The sequence below is a fragment of the Pseudovibrio sp. SCP20 genome (genome assembly GCF_057774105.1).
In genome coordinates, this window is the sequence record NZ_JBYMDH010000001.1 from 1792724 (window position 1) to 1811292 (window position 18569).

Sequence of the window (18569 nt, forward strand, 5' to 3'; positions counted from 1 at the left end):
ATGGCTTTTTCAGAAACACTGGACACAGGCAAGAGCGCTGCATCCCTGCGCAGCTCAGCCCGCAGAAAACGCAGTCAGGCGCAGTTCATCCGCTGGCTCCTGCTGTTTGCAGGCGGCATCGCCATGATCATGCCAATCGTGTTCATGCTGTCCACGTCCTTCAAATACCCGTTTGAGGTCTACAACTTGAACCTCATCCCGGAAGAACCAACCATCGAGAACTACACCTACGTTCTGGAAGATGGCCGCTTCTTCGGCTGGTTCACCAACTCCCTGCTCATCGCCACCATTACAACCATCTGTAATGTGCTGTTTGACAGCCTCGTCGGCTACGTCCTGTGCAAGTACACCTTCCCGGGCCGTTACATCATCTTCATCGCCATTCTGTCGACCCTGATGATCCCGACCGAAATGCTGGTAATTCCGTGGTACCTGATGAGCTCCACATTCGGTTGGCTCGACACCTATTGGGGCATCATGTTCCCCGGCCTCATGACCGCCTTCGGCACCTTCCTCATGAAGCAGTTCTTTGAAACTGTACCGGACGACTTCCTTGAAGCCGCACGCATTGATGGCCTCAACGAACTGCAGATCTGGTGGACCGTGGCCATGCCGCTGGTGCGCCCTGCTCTGGCAGCTCTGGCAATCTTCGTGTTCCTCGGCAACTGGACAGCCTTCATCTGGCCACTCATCGTCACCAACAGTCAGGAAATGTACACCCTGCCCGTTGGCCTCACCACCTTCTCAGTCGAAGCACAGGTGGAGTGGGAGCTGATCATGACCGGCGCAGCAATCTCAACCATCCCGACCCTGATCGTATTCCTGGTGTTCCAGCGCTACATCATTCGCGGCGTAGTAATGGCAGGGCTTAAAGGATGATCGACAGTTCCAAGTTCCCTCATCCGGTCTACAAAGACACCGTGCTCGCACCGCTCTTTGAAGGGGTGAAAGCACACCACACCACCTCGATCACACAGATCAATCAGGCGCATCTGGTGATGCTGTGTGAGACCGGCATCGTGCCACTGGAAACCGGCAAGCAAATCGCCAAGGCACTGGTCGAGATCGAGAAAGATCTGGCTGACGCTGATCCGGAATACACCGGCGAGTACGAAGACTACTTCTTCCTCGTGGAAGCTGAGCTGAAGAAACGTCTGGGCCCGGACATTGCTGGCATGCTGCACACAGCCCGCTCGCGCAATGACATGGACCACACGGTCTTCAAACTGGCACTGGCCAAACGCTGTGACGCCCTCACCCAGCAAGCCCTGCACCTGTGTGATGTGCTGATCAGAAAAGCCGAGATCGAGAAGGAAACGCTGATCGTTGCCTACACCCACGGGCAACCGGCACAGCCATCCACCTTCGGCCATTACCTGTCCGCAGCATTGGAAGTATTGCTGCGCGATCTGGAGCGCCTGAAGCTGGCAAGAGCTGGCATTGACCACTGCCCAATGGGCGCGGCAGCCATCACCACCTCAGGCTTCCCGATCAATCGCGAACGCATGGCAGAGCTGCTGGGCTTCAGTGAGCCCCTGCTCAACTCCTATGGCTGCATTGCCTCAGTAGATTACGTGACTGGCCTTTACTCGGCCATGAAGCTCATGTTCCTGCATCTGGGCCGCGTCATTCAGGACATGCAGTTCTGGAGCGCGTTTGAGGTCAGCCAGCTCTACGTGCCAAACAGTTTGGTGCAGATCTCATCCATCATGCCGCAAAAGCGCAATCCGGTGCCGATTGAGCACTTGCGCCATCTGGCCTCCGTCACCGTTGGCCGCTGCGATGCAATTGTCGGCACCATGCACAACACTCCGTTCACAGACATGAACGATAGTGAGGGTGAAGTGCAGCAGGCTGGTTACGCCGCCTTTGAAAGCGGCAGCCGTGTGTTGGATCTGTTTGCAGCGCTCATTGCGGCAAGCTCTATCAATGAGGAGCGCGTTGCAAAGAATACGGACGCCTCCTGCATCACCATCACAGAGCTGGCAGACACACTGGTGCGTGAGGAAGGTCTCTCCTTCCGTCAGGCCCATGAGATTGCAGCAGAAACAGCCAAGGCGGTGATCGCAGAACAAAAGCCTTTGCGTGATGGTTTCGACCCGTTTGGCAAGGCCTTTGAGGCCCATGCGCAAAGGGTCTCCCGCATGAGCGAAGATCAGTTCATGCATGCTGTCAGCGCTGAAAATTTCGTTGCCATTCGCACCCGCCCCGGCGGGCCAGCTCCAAGTGCATTGGACGCTGCTTTAGAAACCTACAAGCAGTCCGCCAAGGCATTGAGAGCCAATAACAAATCATTTGTAGATCAAAGCGCGCAGGCCACCAAGGTGCGCAGCGCTGCTTTTGCAAAACTAGTGCAGGAGTGATCGATTGACCACCGTATCTCTAAACAATCTCGTTAAGTCCTACGGGAACACGCAGGTCCTGCATGGCATCAATCTGGACATCCAGTCCGGCGAGTTCGTTGTTCTGGTTGGCCCGTCCGGCTGCGGCAAGTCCACCACCCTGCGCATGATCGCAGGTCTGGAGGAAGTCTCCGCTGGCGACATCCGCATTGGCGGTGATGTCGTCAACGACTTGGAGCCCAAAGAGCGCAACATCGCCATGGTGTTCCAGAACTATGCGATCTACCCGCACATGTCCGTGCGCAAAAACATCGGCTTCGGACTGCGCACCTCCAAACTCTCCAAGGAAGAGAAGGATGCCCGCATCGATGAGGTGGCAGGCATTCTGGAACTCACTGACCTGCTCGACAGAAAGCCTAACCAGCTTTCCGGTGGTCAGCGTCAGCGTGTTGCCATTGGCCGCGCCATGGTCCGTGATCCAGCCGCCTTCCTGTTCGACGAGCCGCTGTCTAACCTTGACGCGCAGCTACGCACTCAGATGCGACTGGAGATCAAGAAGCTCCACCAACGCGTTGGCAACACGATCATTTTCGTAACCCACGATCAGGTGGAAGCCATGACCATGGCAGACCGCATCGTGATCATGAAAGACGGTCATATCCAGCAGGTCGGCACGCCGTTTGAGGTCTTCTACGAGCCAGCCAACATCTTCGTGGCTCAGTTCATCGGCGCTCCATCCATGAACATGCTCAAAGGCATTGTGAAGGGCGAAGCCATCGCGCTGGAGAACGGCACAGCCATTCAGCTGCCAACCACCAAGCTCAACGAAGACCAGAAGGTCGCCGTTGGCCTACGCCCGGATGCCCTGCTCGTTCAGGAAGGCGAAGGCCTGTTCTCCGGCGAAGTCTCCGTGATTGAGCCTCTTGGCACCGACACCCTCGCCTACGTGAAGGTGGGCGATGAGGAAGTCATTGCAAAAGCCTCTGGCAGAACACCACCTGCCGTTGGCGATATCGTTCACCTGCATGCAGCACCTGAAGCCATTCACTTGTTTGATGCAGACACCGGGGAGGCTATCCGGTGACCTCAAAAGAAACCGATGGGGCAATCGTCTGTGCGGGACGGGTTTATTGCGACCTCATCTTTACAGGGCTCACCGAACTGCCACGGCTAGGCGAAGAAACCTACGCCAAGGATCTGGCAGTTGAACCCGGAGGCGGCGGTTTCATCACCGCTGCCAACCTTTCCGCGTTGGGCCACAAAACCACGCTGCTGGCGTCCATGCCCGGCGGCCCGTTTGGCTCTGCGATCCTTGAAAAGATGCAGCGCAGCGGTGTCGACCTGAGCCTGTCGCCGTACGATCAGGCCAATGGTGCACAGGTCACAGCCGTGATCGGCTGTCTGGAAGACCGCGCCTTCCTGACCAAGCGCAATGGCACCGCCGTTCCAAGAGACATGCTGGATGCCTTCAGCGCCTCAAAAGCCAGACACCTGCACATTGGCGAGCTGGCAACATTGCAGGAGCTGCCAGAACTTCTGGAGATCGCTAAAGCGGCTGGCATGACCGTCTCACTGGATTGCTCCTGGGATCAGAATTGCCTGCTCAATGGAGACGTTCAGGACCTCATCGCACAGGTGGACCTGTTCCTGCCCAACGAAATGGAAGCTGAGCATCTGGGCTACCTGAAAGATCCGGCCAACTGCCCGACCCTCACAGTGGTCAAGAAAGGCAAGGCAGGCGCAACTGCCATAACGCCAGATGGCGAGATCACCGTCGCCGCCGATCCGGTACCAGTGGTCGACACCACCGGTGCAGGCGATGCCTTCAATGCCGGGTTCTTAAGCTCGTGGCTACGCGGTGCAGACATTGAAACCTGCCTGCACGACGGGAATAAGTGCGGCGCAGCCGCTGTCATGCGCGTTGGCGGCGCACCTTAATCAAACAAGAAGGGTCACGATCACCGTGGCCCTTATCCCCCTTCTATCCCCGCATCTCTTAATCTTAAGCATCGCTTGCGGACGCAGCACATATGCGCGCGTCACGGCATAACCGATGAACGCACCCTTTTGCCTCTTCAACGCAATTTTTACAAATCAACGCACATTGCAACGCAAAAAATTAAAACGTATTTCCTGATTTCATAGGGAGTCGCCAACATGACCAAAAATCCTATATTTTCAGCCATTCTTGACAGATCAAAATTTTGATTCCTAAAATACAAACGTTTCAATTATTGCTTTTTCGGTTCCGGAAGAGCGCATACTGTCGGATTTCATAAAGTGGCTCGCGCAACAATCAAAACCATCGCTCAAAAAGCTGACCTTTCCGTCGGCACCGTCTCCAGAGCTTTGAAGGATTGCTCCTCAGTCAAGGACAAGACCAAGGAACGCGTGCGCCAAATCGCCGAGGAAATCGGTTACGTCCGCAACCTCGACGGCCTGCGTTTGCGCACTGGCCGCACCTACTCCGTCGCCGTTGTCATGACCACACCAACCACCGGCAGCCATGAATGGGAAGGCGTTGAATACACCAATATTCTCAATGGCATAATGGGAGCCCTGCGCGGCACCATGTACCGCGCTGCGATCTATCCGGTTGATGATTTCGACAGCAGCTTTCAGGAAATTCGCAATATCGTCGAGCAGCGTCTGGCCGATGGCATCATCATCTCAGGCACCCGCCCCGATGACGCCCGCATCAGCTATATGCTGGAAAAAGACTTTCCATTCGTCACCTACGGTATGAGCGAGCACTTCACGCCCTACTCCTATGTGGACGCAAACTCCCAGCAAATGTCCTATGAGGCCACCGCCCGCCTCCTCCGCCTCGGCCACACCAACATCGTCACTATCAACCCACCAGACGAGCTGATGTACTCAAAACAGCGCCAGCGCGGTTACCTGCGAGCGCTGGAGGACGCGGGGATAAAAATAACAGCAGATTTCATCGCCACCGGACCACTCACACCGGAGTTCGGCAAGGCAACCGTTAAAGCATTGTATAATCACAACAATAAACCAACCGCCTATATTTGCGCCAACGAAGCAAGCGCACTCGGCGTGCTGTCCGCCTTTCACGAACTGGGCATAGAGTTCGGCAAGGATGCGATCGTCAACGCCACCGACGACATCAACGTCAGTGCATATTTCACCCCACCGATCACGACATATTACCTGCCCATTGAAGAAACCAGCAAGGCTCTCGGCGAGTTCATCATTCGCCGCATAGAGGGAGAGCCGGCACAAGACCTCCAAAGAATGGTCATGCCACAACTGATCGAACGGCAGGACGACCGCCTGAAATCTTAGACGTCAGGCACACGCGGCCCAGCGCTCTGGCTAGGCCAAGCAAAATTATGAGGAGAGCATAATATGTTACGTGAATTTATTGCCGCGACAGTATTTGGAACCATGATGATCGCAGGCGCACAGGCCGCAGATCTGGGAGGACATGTCCTCAAAGTCGGCTCAGACACCACCTACCCGCCAATGGAAACCGTTGATGAGAAAACCGGCGAAATCGTTGGGTTTGACGTAGATATCATGGACGCCATCTGCGCGAAAATTAATTGTAAGGCAGAGTTTGTAACCACTGCATGGGATGGCATTTTTGCGGCGCTGGTTCAGGGCGAATTCGACGTGGTCATGTCCGGTGTTTCCATCACGGACGAGCGCAAGAAAACCATGGACTTCTCTGATCCATACCTCGTTGTCAGTCAGGCAATCCTGCTGCGCGTCGAAGATGAAGGCACTTCGCTGGATGCCTTCCAGAGCGGCGGCAAAACACTCGCAGCCCAAACCGGCACCACCAACGCCCAATTGGCTGAAAAACTCGTCACACGCGACAACACCCGCCTCTACGACACCTTCGCAGCCGCCATTCTGGCCCTTCAAAACGCTGACGTTGACGGCGTGATCATCGACGGAACCTCCGCCCACGCCTACGAGCAGGAGTTTGCCGGCGAACTGACAGCTGCAATCAAAGGCCTGGAATCCGACCCACTCGGCATCGTGTTCCAGAAAGGCTCTCCAATGGTTGACGCCTTCAACGAAGGCCTCGAACAGATCAAAGCAGACGGCACATGGGATGCCCTCGTCGCCAAGTACTGGGGCGTTGAGAACTAATCTCTTTAGGCACCTCGACTAAACCTCCGGGGCGGGCCTGTTCCCTGCGAGCAGCCCGCTCTCCCAATGTATCGAAGCGATCCACGAAACACATCAACCCATTGATGTGAGTGGAGGATTCCCGTGAATGTCTTAAGAACACTGCGGCCCAGCAATGTCATCCTCATTGCTGCAATGCCTTTCATCATCTACCTGTTTGTATCGACCAACAATTACAAGCGCTCAATCTACGCCATTGTCGGCATCGGAGAGAACGCCAGCACGCTGTTCGCAAGCTTCCTCTGCGCGCTCGCAGTCTTCTGCGCAGGCTTCTGGCTGGCCTACTCTCTGCTGAAAAATCCAGAGAAAAGCAAAGCCAGCCAACTCGGTCAGAATGCAGCTCTCATTATCTACCTTACGCTTCTGGCACTGATCGCCACCAATATCGTAGACCTGTCCATCTTCGTAGACTCCATCGTCGCCAACAGCGTTGATCCTTACACATCCGATCTCATTCAAAAGGCCGTCAGACCACGCCAGCTTACGCCTGAAGCCCAGGTACTGGTGCTCAGCATTTTCTCCAAAGCAACCTTTGCCTACCTGATTGCCTCACTTGGCCTTCTACTGATTCATTTTCTCAGCAAGTCAAAGCAAACTCTTGTTTCTTTAAGCAAATATGCGTTGACCCTACTGCTCTTAACCAATGCACTTGGAGCGTTCTACATCCTGTTCGTAGCCCATGCCGGATTTGCAGCGGGCCTGATGGTGACACTAAGAGCAGCATTCTTCGCCTACTTTGCCTCCATGATCCTCGGACTGATCTGGGCTGGCCTGCAAAGCCTTGAGAAGAAGAAACACACCAACCTCTTCTATTCCATCGCAGCGCTGATCTTCTTCGGCCTCTGCGCCTTCTTCACCATGCAGCCGCAGCAATCCTACAGCCTGATCGGCTCTCTGGAAGGCCGCGTCGCCATCATCAAGGGTACACCACAACCAGTCACCGACCAGATCCGTTTCGGAGAGTATGACGGCGCCAACCACACCAGCATCGACATCCGCAGCGTGAAGGATCCGAACCACGCACTGGTCACCATTAAAAAGAACAAACGTGTATCAGCAGCCTTCATTCCGACTGAGGCCGTTCCAGCCGATGCAAACCTCCTCTGGCAAACATCGTTCCTACCAGATGAAAGCAAGTACCCCGCCATCACATTTGGCGTGCTCGGCTTCTTCACCATGCTACTGGTGATCTGCTCGATCTACCGTGCCGAGCACCCTCTCGCCATCGCTGCAGAGTTCTTCATCGACACCGTCCGCGGCATTCCAATGCTGGTGATCATCCTCTACGTTGGCTTGCCCCTCAGCGGTGCCATCAAGAGCGCATCGGATGGAGCAATCAACCTTTCCAACATGACCCGCGGCATCGTCGCCATTTCTATCGGCTACTCCGCCTACATGGCAGAGATCTTCCGCGCTGGCATTCTGGCCGTCCCCAAAGGACAGATCGAAGCGGCCAGAAGCCTTGGTCTAAGCCGTTGGCAAGTCGCACGTTTTGTGGTGCTACCTCAGGCCCTGTCCATCGTCATACCGCCGCTAGGTAATGAGTTCATCGCCATGCTCAAGGACACATCCTTGCTGTCCATTCTCTCTGTTCGCGACGTCACACAACGAATGAGAGAGTTTCAGGCGAGCAGCTTTTTACCCTTCGCCCCGTTCAACTCCGCTGCAATTCTTTATGTGGTCCTCACACTGGGCGCAGCCAGCATAATCAAATCAATCGAGAGACGTTATGAGCGCAAATCACACTAATAAACTGGAGCGCCTCCAACAGCTGGCAAACTCCATCAGCCTCCCCAAAGATATGGTGCTAGGCGCAGCAACCGCCTCCTACCAGATCGAAGGCGCTGTCAACGAAGGTGGCCGCGGCCCAACCGTCTGGGATCACTTCACCCACATCCCCGGCAACATCGCAGATGGCACTAACGGCGACATCGCCTGCGATCATTATCATCGGTTGGAAGAAGACGTCGCCCTGATGAAAGAGCTCGGCCTCACCGGCTACCGCTTCTCCATCTGTTGGTCACGCATCCTGCCGAACGGCAGAGGTCCAATAAACGAGGAAGGCCTTGCCTTCTACGAGCGCCTGACAGACTTGTTGCTGGAGGCAGGCATCACACCCTACGCGACGCTGTATCACTGGGATCTACCACTCCCCTTACAGGAAGAAGGTAACGGCTGGCTGCACAGAGGCCTCGCGGACGACTACGTCCACTATGCCGACATCACAACAAAGCGACTGGGCACAAAGATCAAACACTGGACCACATTCAACGAGCTCTTCACCTTCACATGGTGGGGCTATGGATTGAAGGAGGATGCCCCCGGCCTTGGTGGTGGAGCAAAAGCAGCACTGGCCGCCAGCCACCACGCCCTCCTCGCCCATGGCAAAGCAGTGCCAGTCATCCGCGAGAACGTCCCAGACGCACAGATCGGCATCGTCCTGGACCTGAACCCGGTCACACCAGCCAGCAATGCCCCGGCAGATATTGACGCTGCACGGCGCTTCGAAGGTTGTCAGAACCGCTGGTATCTGGATGCCGTCTTCAAAGGTCAATATCCTGCTGACATGCTGGAGACCTACAAAGACGCCTTACCAGCCATTGAACCCGGAGATCTTAACGAGATCGCGCAGCCACTCGATTACCTCGGCATCAACATCTACCGCAGATCTATCATTGAGGATGGAACGGAGTTCGCACCCGTCAACTTCCAACGGTATTTTCCAGAAGGTCAGTACACTCAGATGGGCTGGGAAGTGTATCCTCAGTGCCTCTATGACATCCTCCAGTACGTCAACACCAACTACTCGCCGAAGCAACTCTACATCACGGAGAACGGCGCAGCATTTCCAGATACGGTGGAGGCAGATGGCAGCATTCAGGATTGGGACCGCAGCACCTATGTGCTCACCCATCTGGAACAAGCTGCCAGAGCTATTGAGGATGGCATCCCGCTCAAGGGCTACTTCTGTTGGACCCTCATGGACAACTTCGAATGGGCAGAAGGCTACTTGCCACGCTTTGGCCTGATCCACGTGGACTTCGAAACTCAAAAGCGCACGATCAAACAGAGCGGCAAGCTTTACGCCATGGTCGCCAGCCAACGGCAAGGCACACTGCAGGAAAGTTGAGGCCTAAAACATACGGTCTTTCAACTTAAACCACGTGTAACTGAGAGCAAGAAGATGGCGCCGCATAGGTCCAAACGGAAACTGTGTCGGCGCCGCTTTCAGAAACGCTGGATATGCTAAGTTGGTCGTCTCACCCAACATCTCATGGACAATCAACCGTCCGGCATAAGTCGCCATAGCCACACCGTTACCGTGATACCCAAAGGCTGCATAAAGACCGGATGTATTGGGCAAAGCCCCAACAAACGGCACCAGATTGTTTGTAAGACACGCCAGCCCAGACCAAAAATCAGGCGTCTCCACCTTCGCCCATTCCGGGAACATTCGCTCAAAGTCTCGCCGCGCCGCTTGTCTCATCCGCTCTCGCGCCAGAGGCGCCGCGCTCACACTACCACGCATGCCAAACATCATCCGATTGTCCGGCAGCAGACGGAAGTAATGCAGCAATGTCCGCGTGTCATAAGCCATCTGATTGGAGAACCAGCCCTGACGCTTGAGCTCTTCCTCAGAAAGCAGGCGCGTCATCAGGATATTGGATTGCACCGGAAGATACTTCCCAGCCAGCCACTCCGGCATGTTTTCAGAAGAATATCCGTTGGTGGCCAGCAACACCTTCTGCGCACGCAAATGCCCCCTGCGCGCTTTAAGTACATATTGCCCATCATCTGCAGGCACGATGCCAAGCACTTCAGTTTGCTCGTAAAACCGTGCACCTTGAGCCTTCACCGCAGCAGCAAGACCACGCGCGTACTTGTAAGGATGCAAGGCAAACCCAACAGGAATTGTCAGGCCAGCGGAGAGCCCGCACGCGTTCATGCCGAGTTCAGTCAGCTCATCCTTGTCATGGAAATGACAGCTAATCCCGTAGCGTTTTTGAATGTCGGCAGCCGTATCTTTCAGCTGATCAACACGCCGCGGTTTATGCGCCAAGACCGTTTCGCCATTAGAGGTCACATCAGCATCGATCTCATACTGATCCAGCAGCTCCGCAACAAGATCAATGGCAGCTCGCTCCGCGTAAAAATACCGCCGTGCCTCAACCTCGCCGTAGCGTCGGATCAGCTCATCATCTTCCGCAATGGTGCCACCCAGACAGCAGAAGCCACCATTGCGACCTGAAGCGCCCCAGCCAATATACTGGGCATCCAGCACAACAACATCAACGCCTTGCTGAGCAAGCTTCAGCGCAGCAGACAGGCCCGTATAGCCACCACCAACAATCGCAACCTCGCAGGAGTGTTCCTCCTGCAAAGGCTCACCCAAAACGTCTGGTTCAAATGCACGATGCCAGAAGTTCTGTGCCACCGGTTGCTGACCATAAGCATCAGTCTGAAATATGCGCTGCAAACTCAATCGAGTCTGTGCCTCCCCAAAAGCTACTTGATGCCTTGAGCAGTAACATCAGCAGCCGTCATATCCAACGCACGATGTGCCTTTTCAATCAGCTCATCCACCTCACTGCGCGTGATGACCAGCGGCGGCGAGATGATCATGCTGTCACCAACATGGCGCATCACCAACCCGCTCTCAAAGCAATGATCACGGCAGATGGTGCCAACAGTTCCTCTTTCAGCTTCAAACGAAGCACGGTGTGCTTTGTCCGGGGAAAGCTCCAGAGCCCCAACCAGTCCACAAATCCGCGCCTCTCCAACCAGAGGATGCTCTCCCAGCACCTTCCACTTCTCTGCCAGATACGGCCCTGTATCAGTCGCCACTCGTTCAGGCAGTCGTTCATTCTCAATGATCTCAAGGTTCGCCAATGCTGCCGCACACGCAGCTGGATGCGCTGAGTAGGTAAAGCCGTGGTAGAACTCGCCGCCATGCTCAATAAAGCCCTTGGCAACTTTCTCACTCACCACAACAGCACCAATCGGCAGATAGCCGGAAGACAGCCCTTTGGCGATCGGCATCAGATCTGGTTTGAAGTTGAATGTCTGTGAACCAAACCAGTTACCAGTCCGCCCAAACCCACAAATCACCTCATCCGCAATCAGCAGAACATTTCGTTCCCGGCAGATCCGCTGAATCTCTGGCCAGTATGTCTCCGGCGGAATAACAACACCGCCCGCCCCCTGAATAGGCTCACCAATAAACGCGGCCACGTTGTCTTCGCCAAGGCGCTCTATCTCCGCTTCCAGCTCGCGCGCCCGCATCAGACCAAACTCGGCGGGGTCCATGTCTCCGCCTTCGCCATACCAGTAAGGCTGGTTGATGTGGGTGATATCAGGAATAGGCAACCCGCCCTGCGCATGCATCGCACTCATACCGCCCAGACTGGCCCCAGCCATGGTGGACCCATGATAAGCGTTATGACGGGAGATGATGGTCTTCTTGGTCGGCTTGCCTTCGCTCGCCCAATAATGCCGCACCATGCGCACCACAGTATCATTGGCCTCTGATCCGGAGCCTGCAAAGAATACATGATCCAGATGGTCCGGTGCCAGTTGGGCGATCTTCTCTGCAAGCGCAATGGCCGGCGGGTGTGAAGTCTGGAAAAACGTATTGTAGTAAGGCAGCTGCTGCATCTGCCGATGAACCGCCTCGATGATCTCCGTACGGCCATATCCCACATTCACGCACCAGAGCCCGGCCATACCATCAAGGATTTTGTGTCCCTCAGAATCCCAGAGATAAACACCCTCAGCCCGCGTAATCACGCGTGTACCTTTGGCATTGAGAGACTTGGTATCTGTAAACGGATGCAGATGGTGGGCTGCATCTTTTTCCTGAAGAACATGGGTTGGCGGAAGATTAGCGATATAGTCCATGGGGGTCTTTCCTTCAGAAACGTACCTGCCGCGCAATCCGGGCAAGAGAAGCAAACTCCCCATTATTTTGTGATCACAAATGAGAGAGAGTCAATCTCTATGTCTCAAACCGGACCACCATCTCCGTCTTGCCAGTTCGCTCTCACACCATACAAAGACCGCGTGAAGCAACAGATCATCAGGCTTTTTCAGAAAGACTGAGAGACTCTCGGATGAACCCCATCCCTTGCGCAATGTCCTCTTCCAAAGCAGTTTGCAGTGCTTTCTGATCTCGTGCTTTGAGCGCTTCCAAAGCCTGTTTGTGCTGGTCTTCCAGATTCGCGGTGCCAGATCGACCATAAACAAGACGCATGAATGGACCGAACTGAACCCATAGGTTTTTGACGAGCTTGATAAGAACTTCAGATCGACTTTTGGAGTACAGATAAAAATGAAACTCGTAGTTTCCGCGCATGTATCCTTCGACGTCGCCTGTCTCCAAGGCAAGATCTATCTGATCATCAATATCTTGCAGCGTCTTTATATCATCATCACCCAAATGGAGCAGAGCCTTGGACGCAAGTTCTACTTCCAGCAGGCGGCGAGCAGACCAGATTTCATCAACGATCTCTTGGGAAACATCAGGAATGGAAACGCGTCTATTGCCGTGTAATTCCAGCGCATTTTCTGCAATCAGGCGCCGCACGGCCTCGCGCACCGGCATGGCGCTCACCCCCAGCTCGTCCGCCAGACCACGCAGGGTCACAGCCTTGCCCGGAAGAAAGCCGCCAAACAAAATCCGCTCCCGCAACTGCCGGTAAACCTGCTCATGTACCGGTATGCCAGCATCAGCTACAACAGCACTTTGTAAAGTCATCTTACTCATGAAAGAACTATAGAAGCCTGCGAACCAGCTGCAAAGATAATTTGATCACAAACTATTGCCTAGCTGAGAATTCTGTGGTCATCTTTCAAAACAGGCACACAAAAAAGAACAACGGAGACTGCCGGATCCAGACAGGCCAGCACCAATGCTGCGCAGCAATTTGAGGGGGAAGATGAAATGAGCTCAAACTTCAAGTCCAGACTGACGGGAACTGTGGCAACCGCGATGATGGTTGCACTCGCAGCCAGCGCAGCACAGGCAGAGGGCATCGTCAATGTCTACAACTGGTCAGACTACATCGACGAGAGCGTCCTGAAGGATTTCGAAGCTGAAACCGGCATCAAGGTCAATTACGACGTCTTCGATTCAAACGAGGTACTGGAAACCAAACTGCTCGCAGGCACCACTGGCTACGACATCGTTGTTCCAACCGGCAGCTTTCTCTCCCGCCAGATTCAAGCTGGCGTCTTCCAGAAGCTGGACAAGGATGCCCTTCCCAATCTGAAGAACATGTGGTCTGTCGTCTCTGACAGAACTTCCATCTACGATCCGGGCAACGCTTATTCCATCAACTACATGTGGGGCACCACCGGCATCGGCTACAATGTTGAAGCCGCCGCCAAGCGTCTGGATGGCAAGCCGGTCGACAGCTGGGAAATCATCTTCAATCCGGAAATCCTCGCCAAATTTCAGGACTGCGGCATTCATATGCTGGACGCTCCAACAGAGCTCATCCCGGCAGCCCTCAACCACCTTGGCCTGAACCCGGACAGCCACGACAAAGCGGAAATTGAGAAAGCAGCAGAGCTGCTCAAAACCATCCGTCCATACGTACAGAAATTCCACAGCTCCGAGTACATCAACGCCCTTGCCAACGGCGACATCTGCCTCGCAATCGGCTGGTCCGGCGACGTGTTTCAGGCGCGTGACCGTGCTGCTGAAGCGGACAATGGTGTTACCGTGAACTACATCATCCCGAAGGAAGGCGCCTTGATGTGGTTTGACCAGATGGCAATCCCCACAGATGCAGCCAACTCTAAGGAGGCGCATATGTTCCTCGATTACATCATGCGCCCGGATGTCATCGCCAAGGCCTCCAACTACGTGGTCTACGCCAACGGCAACAAAGCCTCTCATGAGTATCTGGATCAGGAAGTGCTGGAAGATACAGCGGTGTATCCTGATGAAGCGACTATGGAAAACCTATACGTCACAACCCCTTACCCGCCAAAAATTCAGCGCGTTGTGACCCGTGCCTGGACCGCTGTGAAATCCGGTCAGTAACTCCTGGCTACCGCGGGCAATCTTCATTGCCCGCGCGCCTCCCATGTTTCCTCGGAAGCGCAATGAAAACAGAGAGTGGAGCGGGCCACTATGGAAACTCTGGTCAACACGCAACCAGTCTGCAAATTCGCACCTTGGGAAGATCCCACCCAGGAACCCTTGGTGCGTTTTGAAAATGTCACGAAGAAGTTCGGTGACTTCACTGCCATCGAGGATCTGACGCTCAACATTTACGAGCGCGAGTTCTTTGCCCTTCTCGGCCCGTCCGGCTGCGGCAAAACCACCATGATGCGTATGTTGGCTGGCTTTGAATACCCCACAGCAGGCAACATCATGCTCGGCCAGAGCAATCTACAAAAAGCCCCGCCTCACAAGCGGCCCGTCAATATGATGTTCCAGTCCTACGCCCTTTTCCCACACATGACGGTGGAACAGAACATCGGCTTCGGCTTGAAGCAGGAAAAGACACCTAAGCCCGAAATCAGGCGACGTGTAGAAGAAATGCTGTCGCTGGTGCAGCTGGAGCCCTTTGCCAAACGCAAGCCACACCAACTCTCAGGCGGCCAGAAGCAGCGCGTTGCCCTTGCCCGCTCTCTTGCCAAAAAACCCAAACTCCTCCTGCTGGATGAACCCCTCGGCGCGCTGGATCGCAAGCTGCGCGAGCAGACCCAGTTTGAGCTGATGAACATTCAGGAACAACTCGGCCTCACCTTCGTCATCGTCACGCACGATCAGGAAGAAGCCATGACGGTAGCCAGCCGCATCGCCGTGATGGACCACGGCAAGATCGTGCAAGTCGCCACACCCGCTGAAATCTACGAGTACCCGAACTCCCGTTATTCCGCTGACTTCCTTGGCGACGTAAATATCATCGAAGGCCGCATCGACGTCACCACGGGCGAAACAGCCAGCCTCCACTGGGCTGATGGCGAGACGCCACTAGCCGTCTCAACCAAACTGCGCCCACAATCCGGCACCACAGCATGGCTTGCCGTACGCCCGGAAAAGCTACGCATCTCCAAGGATAAACCAGAGAACACAGACAACTGCGTGAAAGGCGAAGTCTGGGATATCGGCTACACCGGCAACATCTCCACCTACCATGTCAAAGCTTCCAACGGCACGATCCTGAAAGCGCAGGTGTCCAACCGCGAACACCTCGCCGACCGCCCGATTACATGGGAAGACACAGTCTACGTCTACTGGGAAAAAGGCGCTGGCGTCTTTCTGGAAACGTGAGGTAAGCCATGGCCGTTGCAGACATCACCTCACCCACTGAAGAAACGCAGGATATCGCCAATCTGGACACAGGCTGGGGCCGCAAACTGCTCATTGCAGTCCCATACATCTGGCTCCTGATCTTCTTCCTCGCGCCATTCGTGATCGTTCTCAAAATCTCCCTGTCAGATGTCATCCTTGCACGCCCACCCTACTTCCCAACCTTCGACTTTGCTGAAGGCTGGCAAGGCTTCTGGGCCATGCTGCAGGCGTTTGATCTGGAGAACTATGTCTGGCTCACAGAAGACGCTCTCTATCTTAACTCCTACCTGAGCAGTTTAAAGATCGCCTCAGCCTCAACCCTGCTGACCCTCGCAATTGGCTACCCGATAGCCTACTCCATGGCCAAAGCCCCCAAGGAGTGGCGAGCAACACTGCTGATGTTGGTGATCCTGCCCTTCTGGACCAGCTTCCTCATCCGCGTTTACGCATGGATCGGCATTCTGAAAAAGGAAGGCTTCCTCAATTACTTCCTGCTCTGGACAGGTATCATTGATGAACCACTGACGATCCTGAACACAGACACCGCCATCTACATCGGCATCGTCTATTCCTACCTGCCCTTCATGGTGCTGCCACTTTATGCCGTGCTGGAAAAACTGGATGGATCGCTGCTGGAAGCGGCAACTGATCTTGGCTGCTCTCCCATGAAAGCCTTCTGGGTGATCACACTTCCACTCTCCCTGCCCGGAGTGTGGGCTGGTTGCTTCCTCGTCTTCATTCCTGCAGTGGGTGAGTTTGTCATTCCGGACATTCTGGGCGGCTCCAGCACTATCATGATCGGCAAAACGCTCTGGGTGGAATTCTTCTCCAACAGAGACTGGCCAGTGGCCTCAGCAGTGGCAGTCCTGCTGCTGCTCATGTTGATCCTGCCCATCATCCTGTTCCAGAAACAACAGGAAAAACAAGCGGAGGCCAGCCAATGACCCGCTTCAACTGGTTCAACACCACAACGCTCACACTCGGCTTTGCCTTCCTGTATCTGCCGATCATCCTGCTGATGATCTACTCTTTCAATGAATCCAGACTGGTCACCGTTTGGGCAGGTTTTTCTACCAAATGGTATCAGTCGGTCTTCTTCAATGAGAGTTTCATCAACGCCGCCTGGGTTACACTGCGCGTCGGTTTCATCTCCGCAAGCGTCGCCACCGTACTCGGCACCATGGCTGCACTCGTGCTCAACCGCGCTGGACCGTTTCATGGCAAAACCCTGTTCACAGGCATGATCTACGCCCCCATGGTCATGCCAGAGGTCATCACCGGCCTGTCACTACTCCTGCTCTTCGTCTCGCTGGACTTCACCCGCGGCTTCTGGACAGTCACACTGGCCCACATCACCTTCTCCATGTGCTATGCAGCCGTTGTCGTCTCCGCTCGTCTGGTGACCTTTGAACGCAGCCTTGAGGAAGCCGCGCTGGATCTGGGCTGCACCCGCTTTTCAGCCTTTATGCAGGTGACACTGCCCATCATCTTTCCGGCCATTCTGGCCGCTTGGCTGTTGGCCTTCACCCTGTCGCTGGATGATCTGGTCATCGCTTCCTTCGCCTCCGGCCCCGGCGCAACAACATTGCCCATGAAAATCTATTCTCAGGTGCGCATTGGCGTTTCACCTGAAATCAATGCCCTGTCTTCCATCCTCATCGCTGTCGTTGCTGTTGGTGTGGTCACTGCCTCGCTGGTCACAAAACAGGCACAGGTCAAGCGCATGAAGGAAGAACGACTGGCCATAAGCTCAACCTGATCGAGGAACGAAACGTGTCTGATGTAAAACACCCATCCTCGCTGGATGAATACTCGCATGGAGATCTGGCCTACACCCGCTCCACGCCCTACGGCACCATAGCTGAATCCAGCTATGCCGGTGCGCTCAGTTTCATGCGCCGCAAGTTCACGAAAGACCTGACTGGCGCTGATGTCGCCGTTCTGGGCATTCCATTCGACACCTCGGTCAGCAACAGACCGGGTTGCCGATTTGGCCCACGCGCCATCAGGCAAGCCTCCTCCATTCTGGCGTGGGATCATGCATGGGGCTGGTCTTTCGACCCGTTCGACCGCCTTGCCGTTATCGATTACGGCGATTTCATCTTCGACCCCGGCTATCCCATGAGCGTACCGGAGGAACTAGAGCGACAGGCTGCCAAAGTTCTGAAAGCAGATGTCGCCACGCTCATGCTGGGCGGAGACCACTTCAGCACCTACCCCATGCTCAAGGCACATGCCCAAAAGCACGGGCCCTTGTCCCTCATCCAGTTTGATGCCCACAGCGATACATGGACGGACAACTCCACCCGCATCGACCACGGCACCATGTTCTACAGAGCAGTGAAAGACGGCTTGATCAACCCGGAAACATCGATACAGGTTGGTATCAGAACCAACAATGAAGACACGCAGGGCCTCACCACAATTACGGCGGACTGGGTGCGTAATAACGGGGCGCAGGCCACCATTGAGCGCATGCATGCAGTCACCGGACAAACCGCCTGCTATATCAGTTTCGACATCGACTGCCTTGACCCAGCCTTTGCTCCGGGTACAGGCACACCAGTGGTCGGCGGCCTGAACACCGGAGAAACACGCGAGATCCTGCGCGGCCTTGCCGGAGTAAACCTGAAAGGCATGGACCTTGTGGAAGTGGCGCCTGCCTACGACCATGCTGAAATCACGGCCCTTGCCGGAGCCACATTAGCGCTGGACCTGCTATGCATCTACGCCAGCCAGACCACCAGATAAAACAA

Annotated in this window: 16 protein-coding genes; 13 read left to right on the top strand and 3 right to left on the bottom strand. The window is 55.0% G+C overall.

What is annotated here, in order from left to right:
* From AC3CB2_RS07905 to AC3CB2_RS07940, 8 genes are all read left to right on the top strand, one after another.
* A complete protein-coding gene (locus tag AC3CB2_RS07905; protein WP_014286112.1) occupies positions 1-879 on the top strand; it encodes a carbohydrate ABC transporter permease in 879 nt (292 codons plus the stop codon).
* Positions 876-2363 (top strand): argininosuccinate lyase, encoded by a 1488-nt coding sequence (gene argH, locus AC3CB2_RS07910; protein WP_352929428.1) that lies wholly within the window; start codon positions 876-878, stop codon positions 2361-2363. The genes AC3CB2_RS07905 and argH overlap by 4 nt, the downstream gene beginning before the upstream one ends.
* 4 nt (positions 2364-2367) lie before the next feature.
* Positions 2368-3426 carry an ABC transporter ATP-binding protein gene (locus AC3CB2_RS07915; RefSeq protein WP_352929425.1) on the top strand — a complete coding sequence of 353 codons (1059 nt, stop codon included), beginning with the start codon at positions 2368-2370 and terminating at the stop codon, positions 3424-3426.
* Positions 3423-4280, top strand: coding sequence for a carbohydrate kinase family protein (locus AC3CB2_RS07920; RefSeq protein WP_008547259.1), 858 nt, complete (start codon positions 3423-3425; stop codon positions 4278-4280). The genes AC3CB2_RS07915 and AC3CB2_RS07920 overlap by 4 nt, the downstream gene beginning before the upstream one ends.
* A 342-nt stretch (positions 4281-4622) precedes the next feature.
* Positions 4623-5651 carry a LacI family transcriptional regulator gene (locus tag AC3CB2_RS07925; RefSeq protein ID WP_352929422.1) on the top strand — a complete coding sequence of 343 codons (1029 nt, stop codon included), beginning with the start codon at positions 4623-4625 and terminating at the stop codon, positions 5649-5651.
* Between the two features lie 63 nt (positions 5652-5714).
* A complete protein-coding gene (locus AC3CB2_RS07930) occupies positions 5715-6467 on the top strand; it encodes a basic amino acid ABC transporter substrate-binding protein (RefSeq protein WP_352929419.1) in 753 nt (250 codons plus the stop codon).
* A gap of 123 nt (positions 6468-6590) precedes the next feature.
* Positions 6591-8255: an amino acid ABC transporter permease gene (locus AC3CB2_RS07935; protein ID WP_352929416.1), complete on the top strand. Its 1665-nt coding sequence runs from the start codon at positions 6591-6593 to the stop codon at positions 8253-8255.
* On the top strand, positions 8236-9636 hold the full coding sequence (locus AC3CB2_RS07940; protein ID WP_352929414.1) for a GH1 family beta-glucosidase: 1401 nt from the start codon (positions 8236-8238) through the stop codon (positions 9634-9636). The genes AC3CB2_RS07935 and AC3CB2_RS07940 overlap by 20 nt, the downstream gene beginning before the upstream one ends.
* 3 nt (positions 9637-9639) lie before the next feature.
* On the opposite strand, the gene AC3CB2_RS07945 is transcribed toward AC3CB2_RS07940, so the two are convergent.
* The 3 genes from AC3CB2_RS07945 to AC3CB2_RS07955 all read right to left on the bottom strand — a co-directional run bounded on the left by AC3CB2_RS07945 (position 9640) and on the right by AC3CB2_RS07955 (position 13260).
* Positions 9640-10989: an NAD(P)/FAD-dependent oxidoreductase gene (locus tag AC3CB2_RS07945; protein ID WP_352929412.1), complete on the bottom strand. Its 1350-nt coding sequence runs from the start codon at positions 10987-10989 to the stop codon at positions 9640-9642.
* A 23-nt stretch (positions 10990-11012) separates the two neighbouring features.
* Positions 11013-12404 carry an aspartate aminotransferase family protein gene (locus tag AC3CB2_RS07950; RefSeq protein WP_352929409.1) on the bottom strand — a complete coding sequence of 464 codons (1392 nt, stop codon included), beginning with the start codon at positions 12402-12404 and terminating at the stop codon, positions 11013-11015.
* A 178-nt stretch (positions 12405-12582) separates the two neighbouring features.
* The gene (locus AC3CB2_RS07955) at positions 12583-13260 is read right to left on the bottom strand and encodes a GntR family transcriptional regulator (RefSeq protein WP_352929407.1); all 678 of its coding nucleotides are present in this window, start codon (positions 13258-13260) and stop codon (positions 12583-12585) included.
* A gap of 186 nt (positions 13261-13446) precedes the next feature.
* Here AC3CB2_RS07955 and AC3CB2_RS07960 point away from each other — a divergent pair, with 186 nt between their 5' ends.
* From AC3CB2_RS07960 to speB, 5 genes are all read left to right on the top strand, one after another.
* Entirely contained in the window at positions 13447-14553 is a 1107-nt protein-coding gene (locus AC3CB2_RS07960) for a polyamine ABC transporter substrate-binding protein (RefSeq protein WP_425328925.1), read from the top strand.
* 90 nt (positions 14554-14643) lie between these two features.
* On the top strand, positions 14644-15792 hold the full coding sequence (locus AC3CB2_RS07965; protein WP_352929404.1) for an ABC transporter ATP-binding protein: 1149 nt from the start codon (positions 14644-14646) through the stop codon (positions 15790-15792).
* Positions 15793-15800: 8 nt separating this feature from the next.
* Positions 15801-16757 (top strand): ABC transporter permease subunit, encoded by a 957-nt coding sequence (locus tag AC3CB2_RS07970; protein ID WP_352929401.1) that lies wholly within the window; start codon positions 15801-15803, stop codon positions 16755-16757.
* Positions 16754-17572, top strand: a complete 819-nt coding sequence (locus AC3CB2_RS07975; protein WP_075696999.1) for an ABC transporter permease — start codon at positions 16754-16756, stop codon at positions 17570-17572. Before AC3CB2_RS07970 ends, AC3CB2_RS07975 begins: the two co-directional genes overlap by 4 nt.
* Before the next feature lie 14 nt (positions 17573-17586).
* Positions 17587-18564 carry an agmatinase gene (gene speB / locus AC3CB2_RS07980; RefSeq protein ID WP_352929399.1) on the top strand — a complete coding sequence of 326 codons (978 nt, stop codon included), beginning with the start codon at positions 17587-17589 and terminating at the stop codon, positions 18562-18564.
* Positions 18565-18569 lie beyond the last annotated feature (5 nt).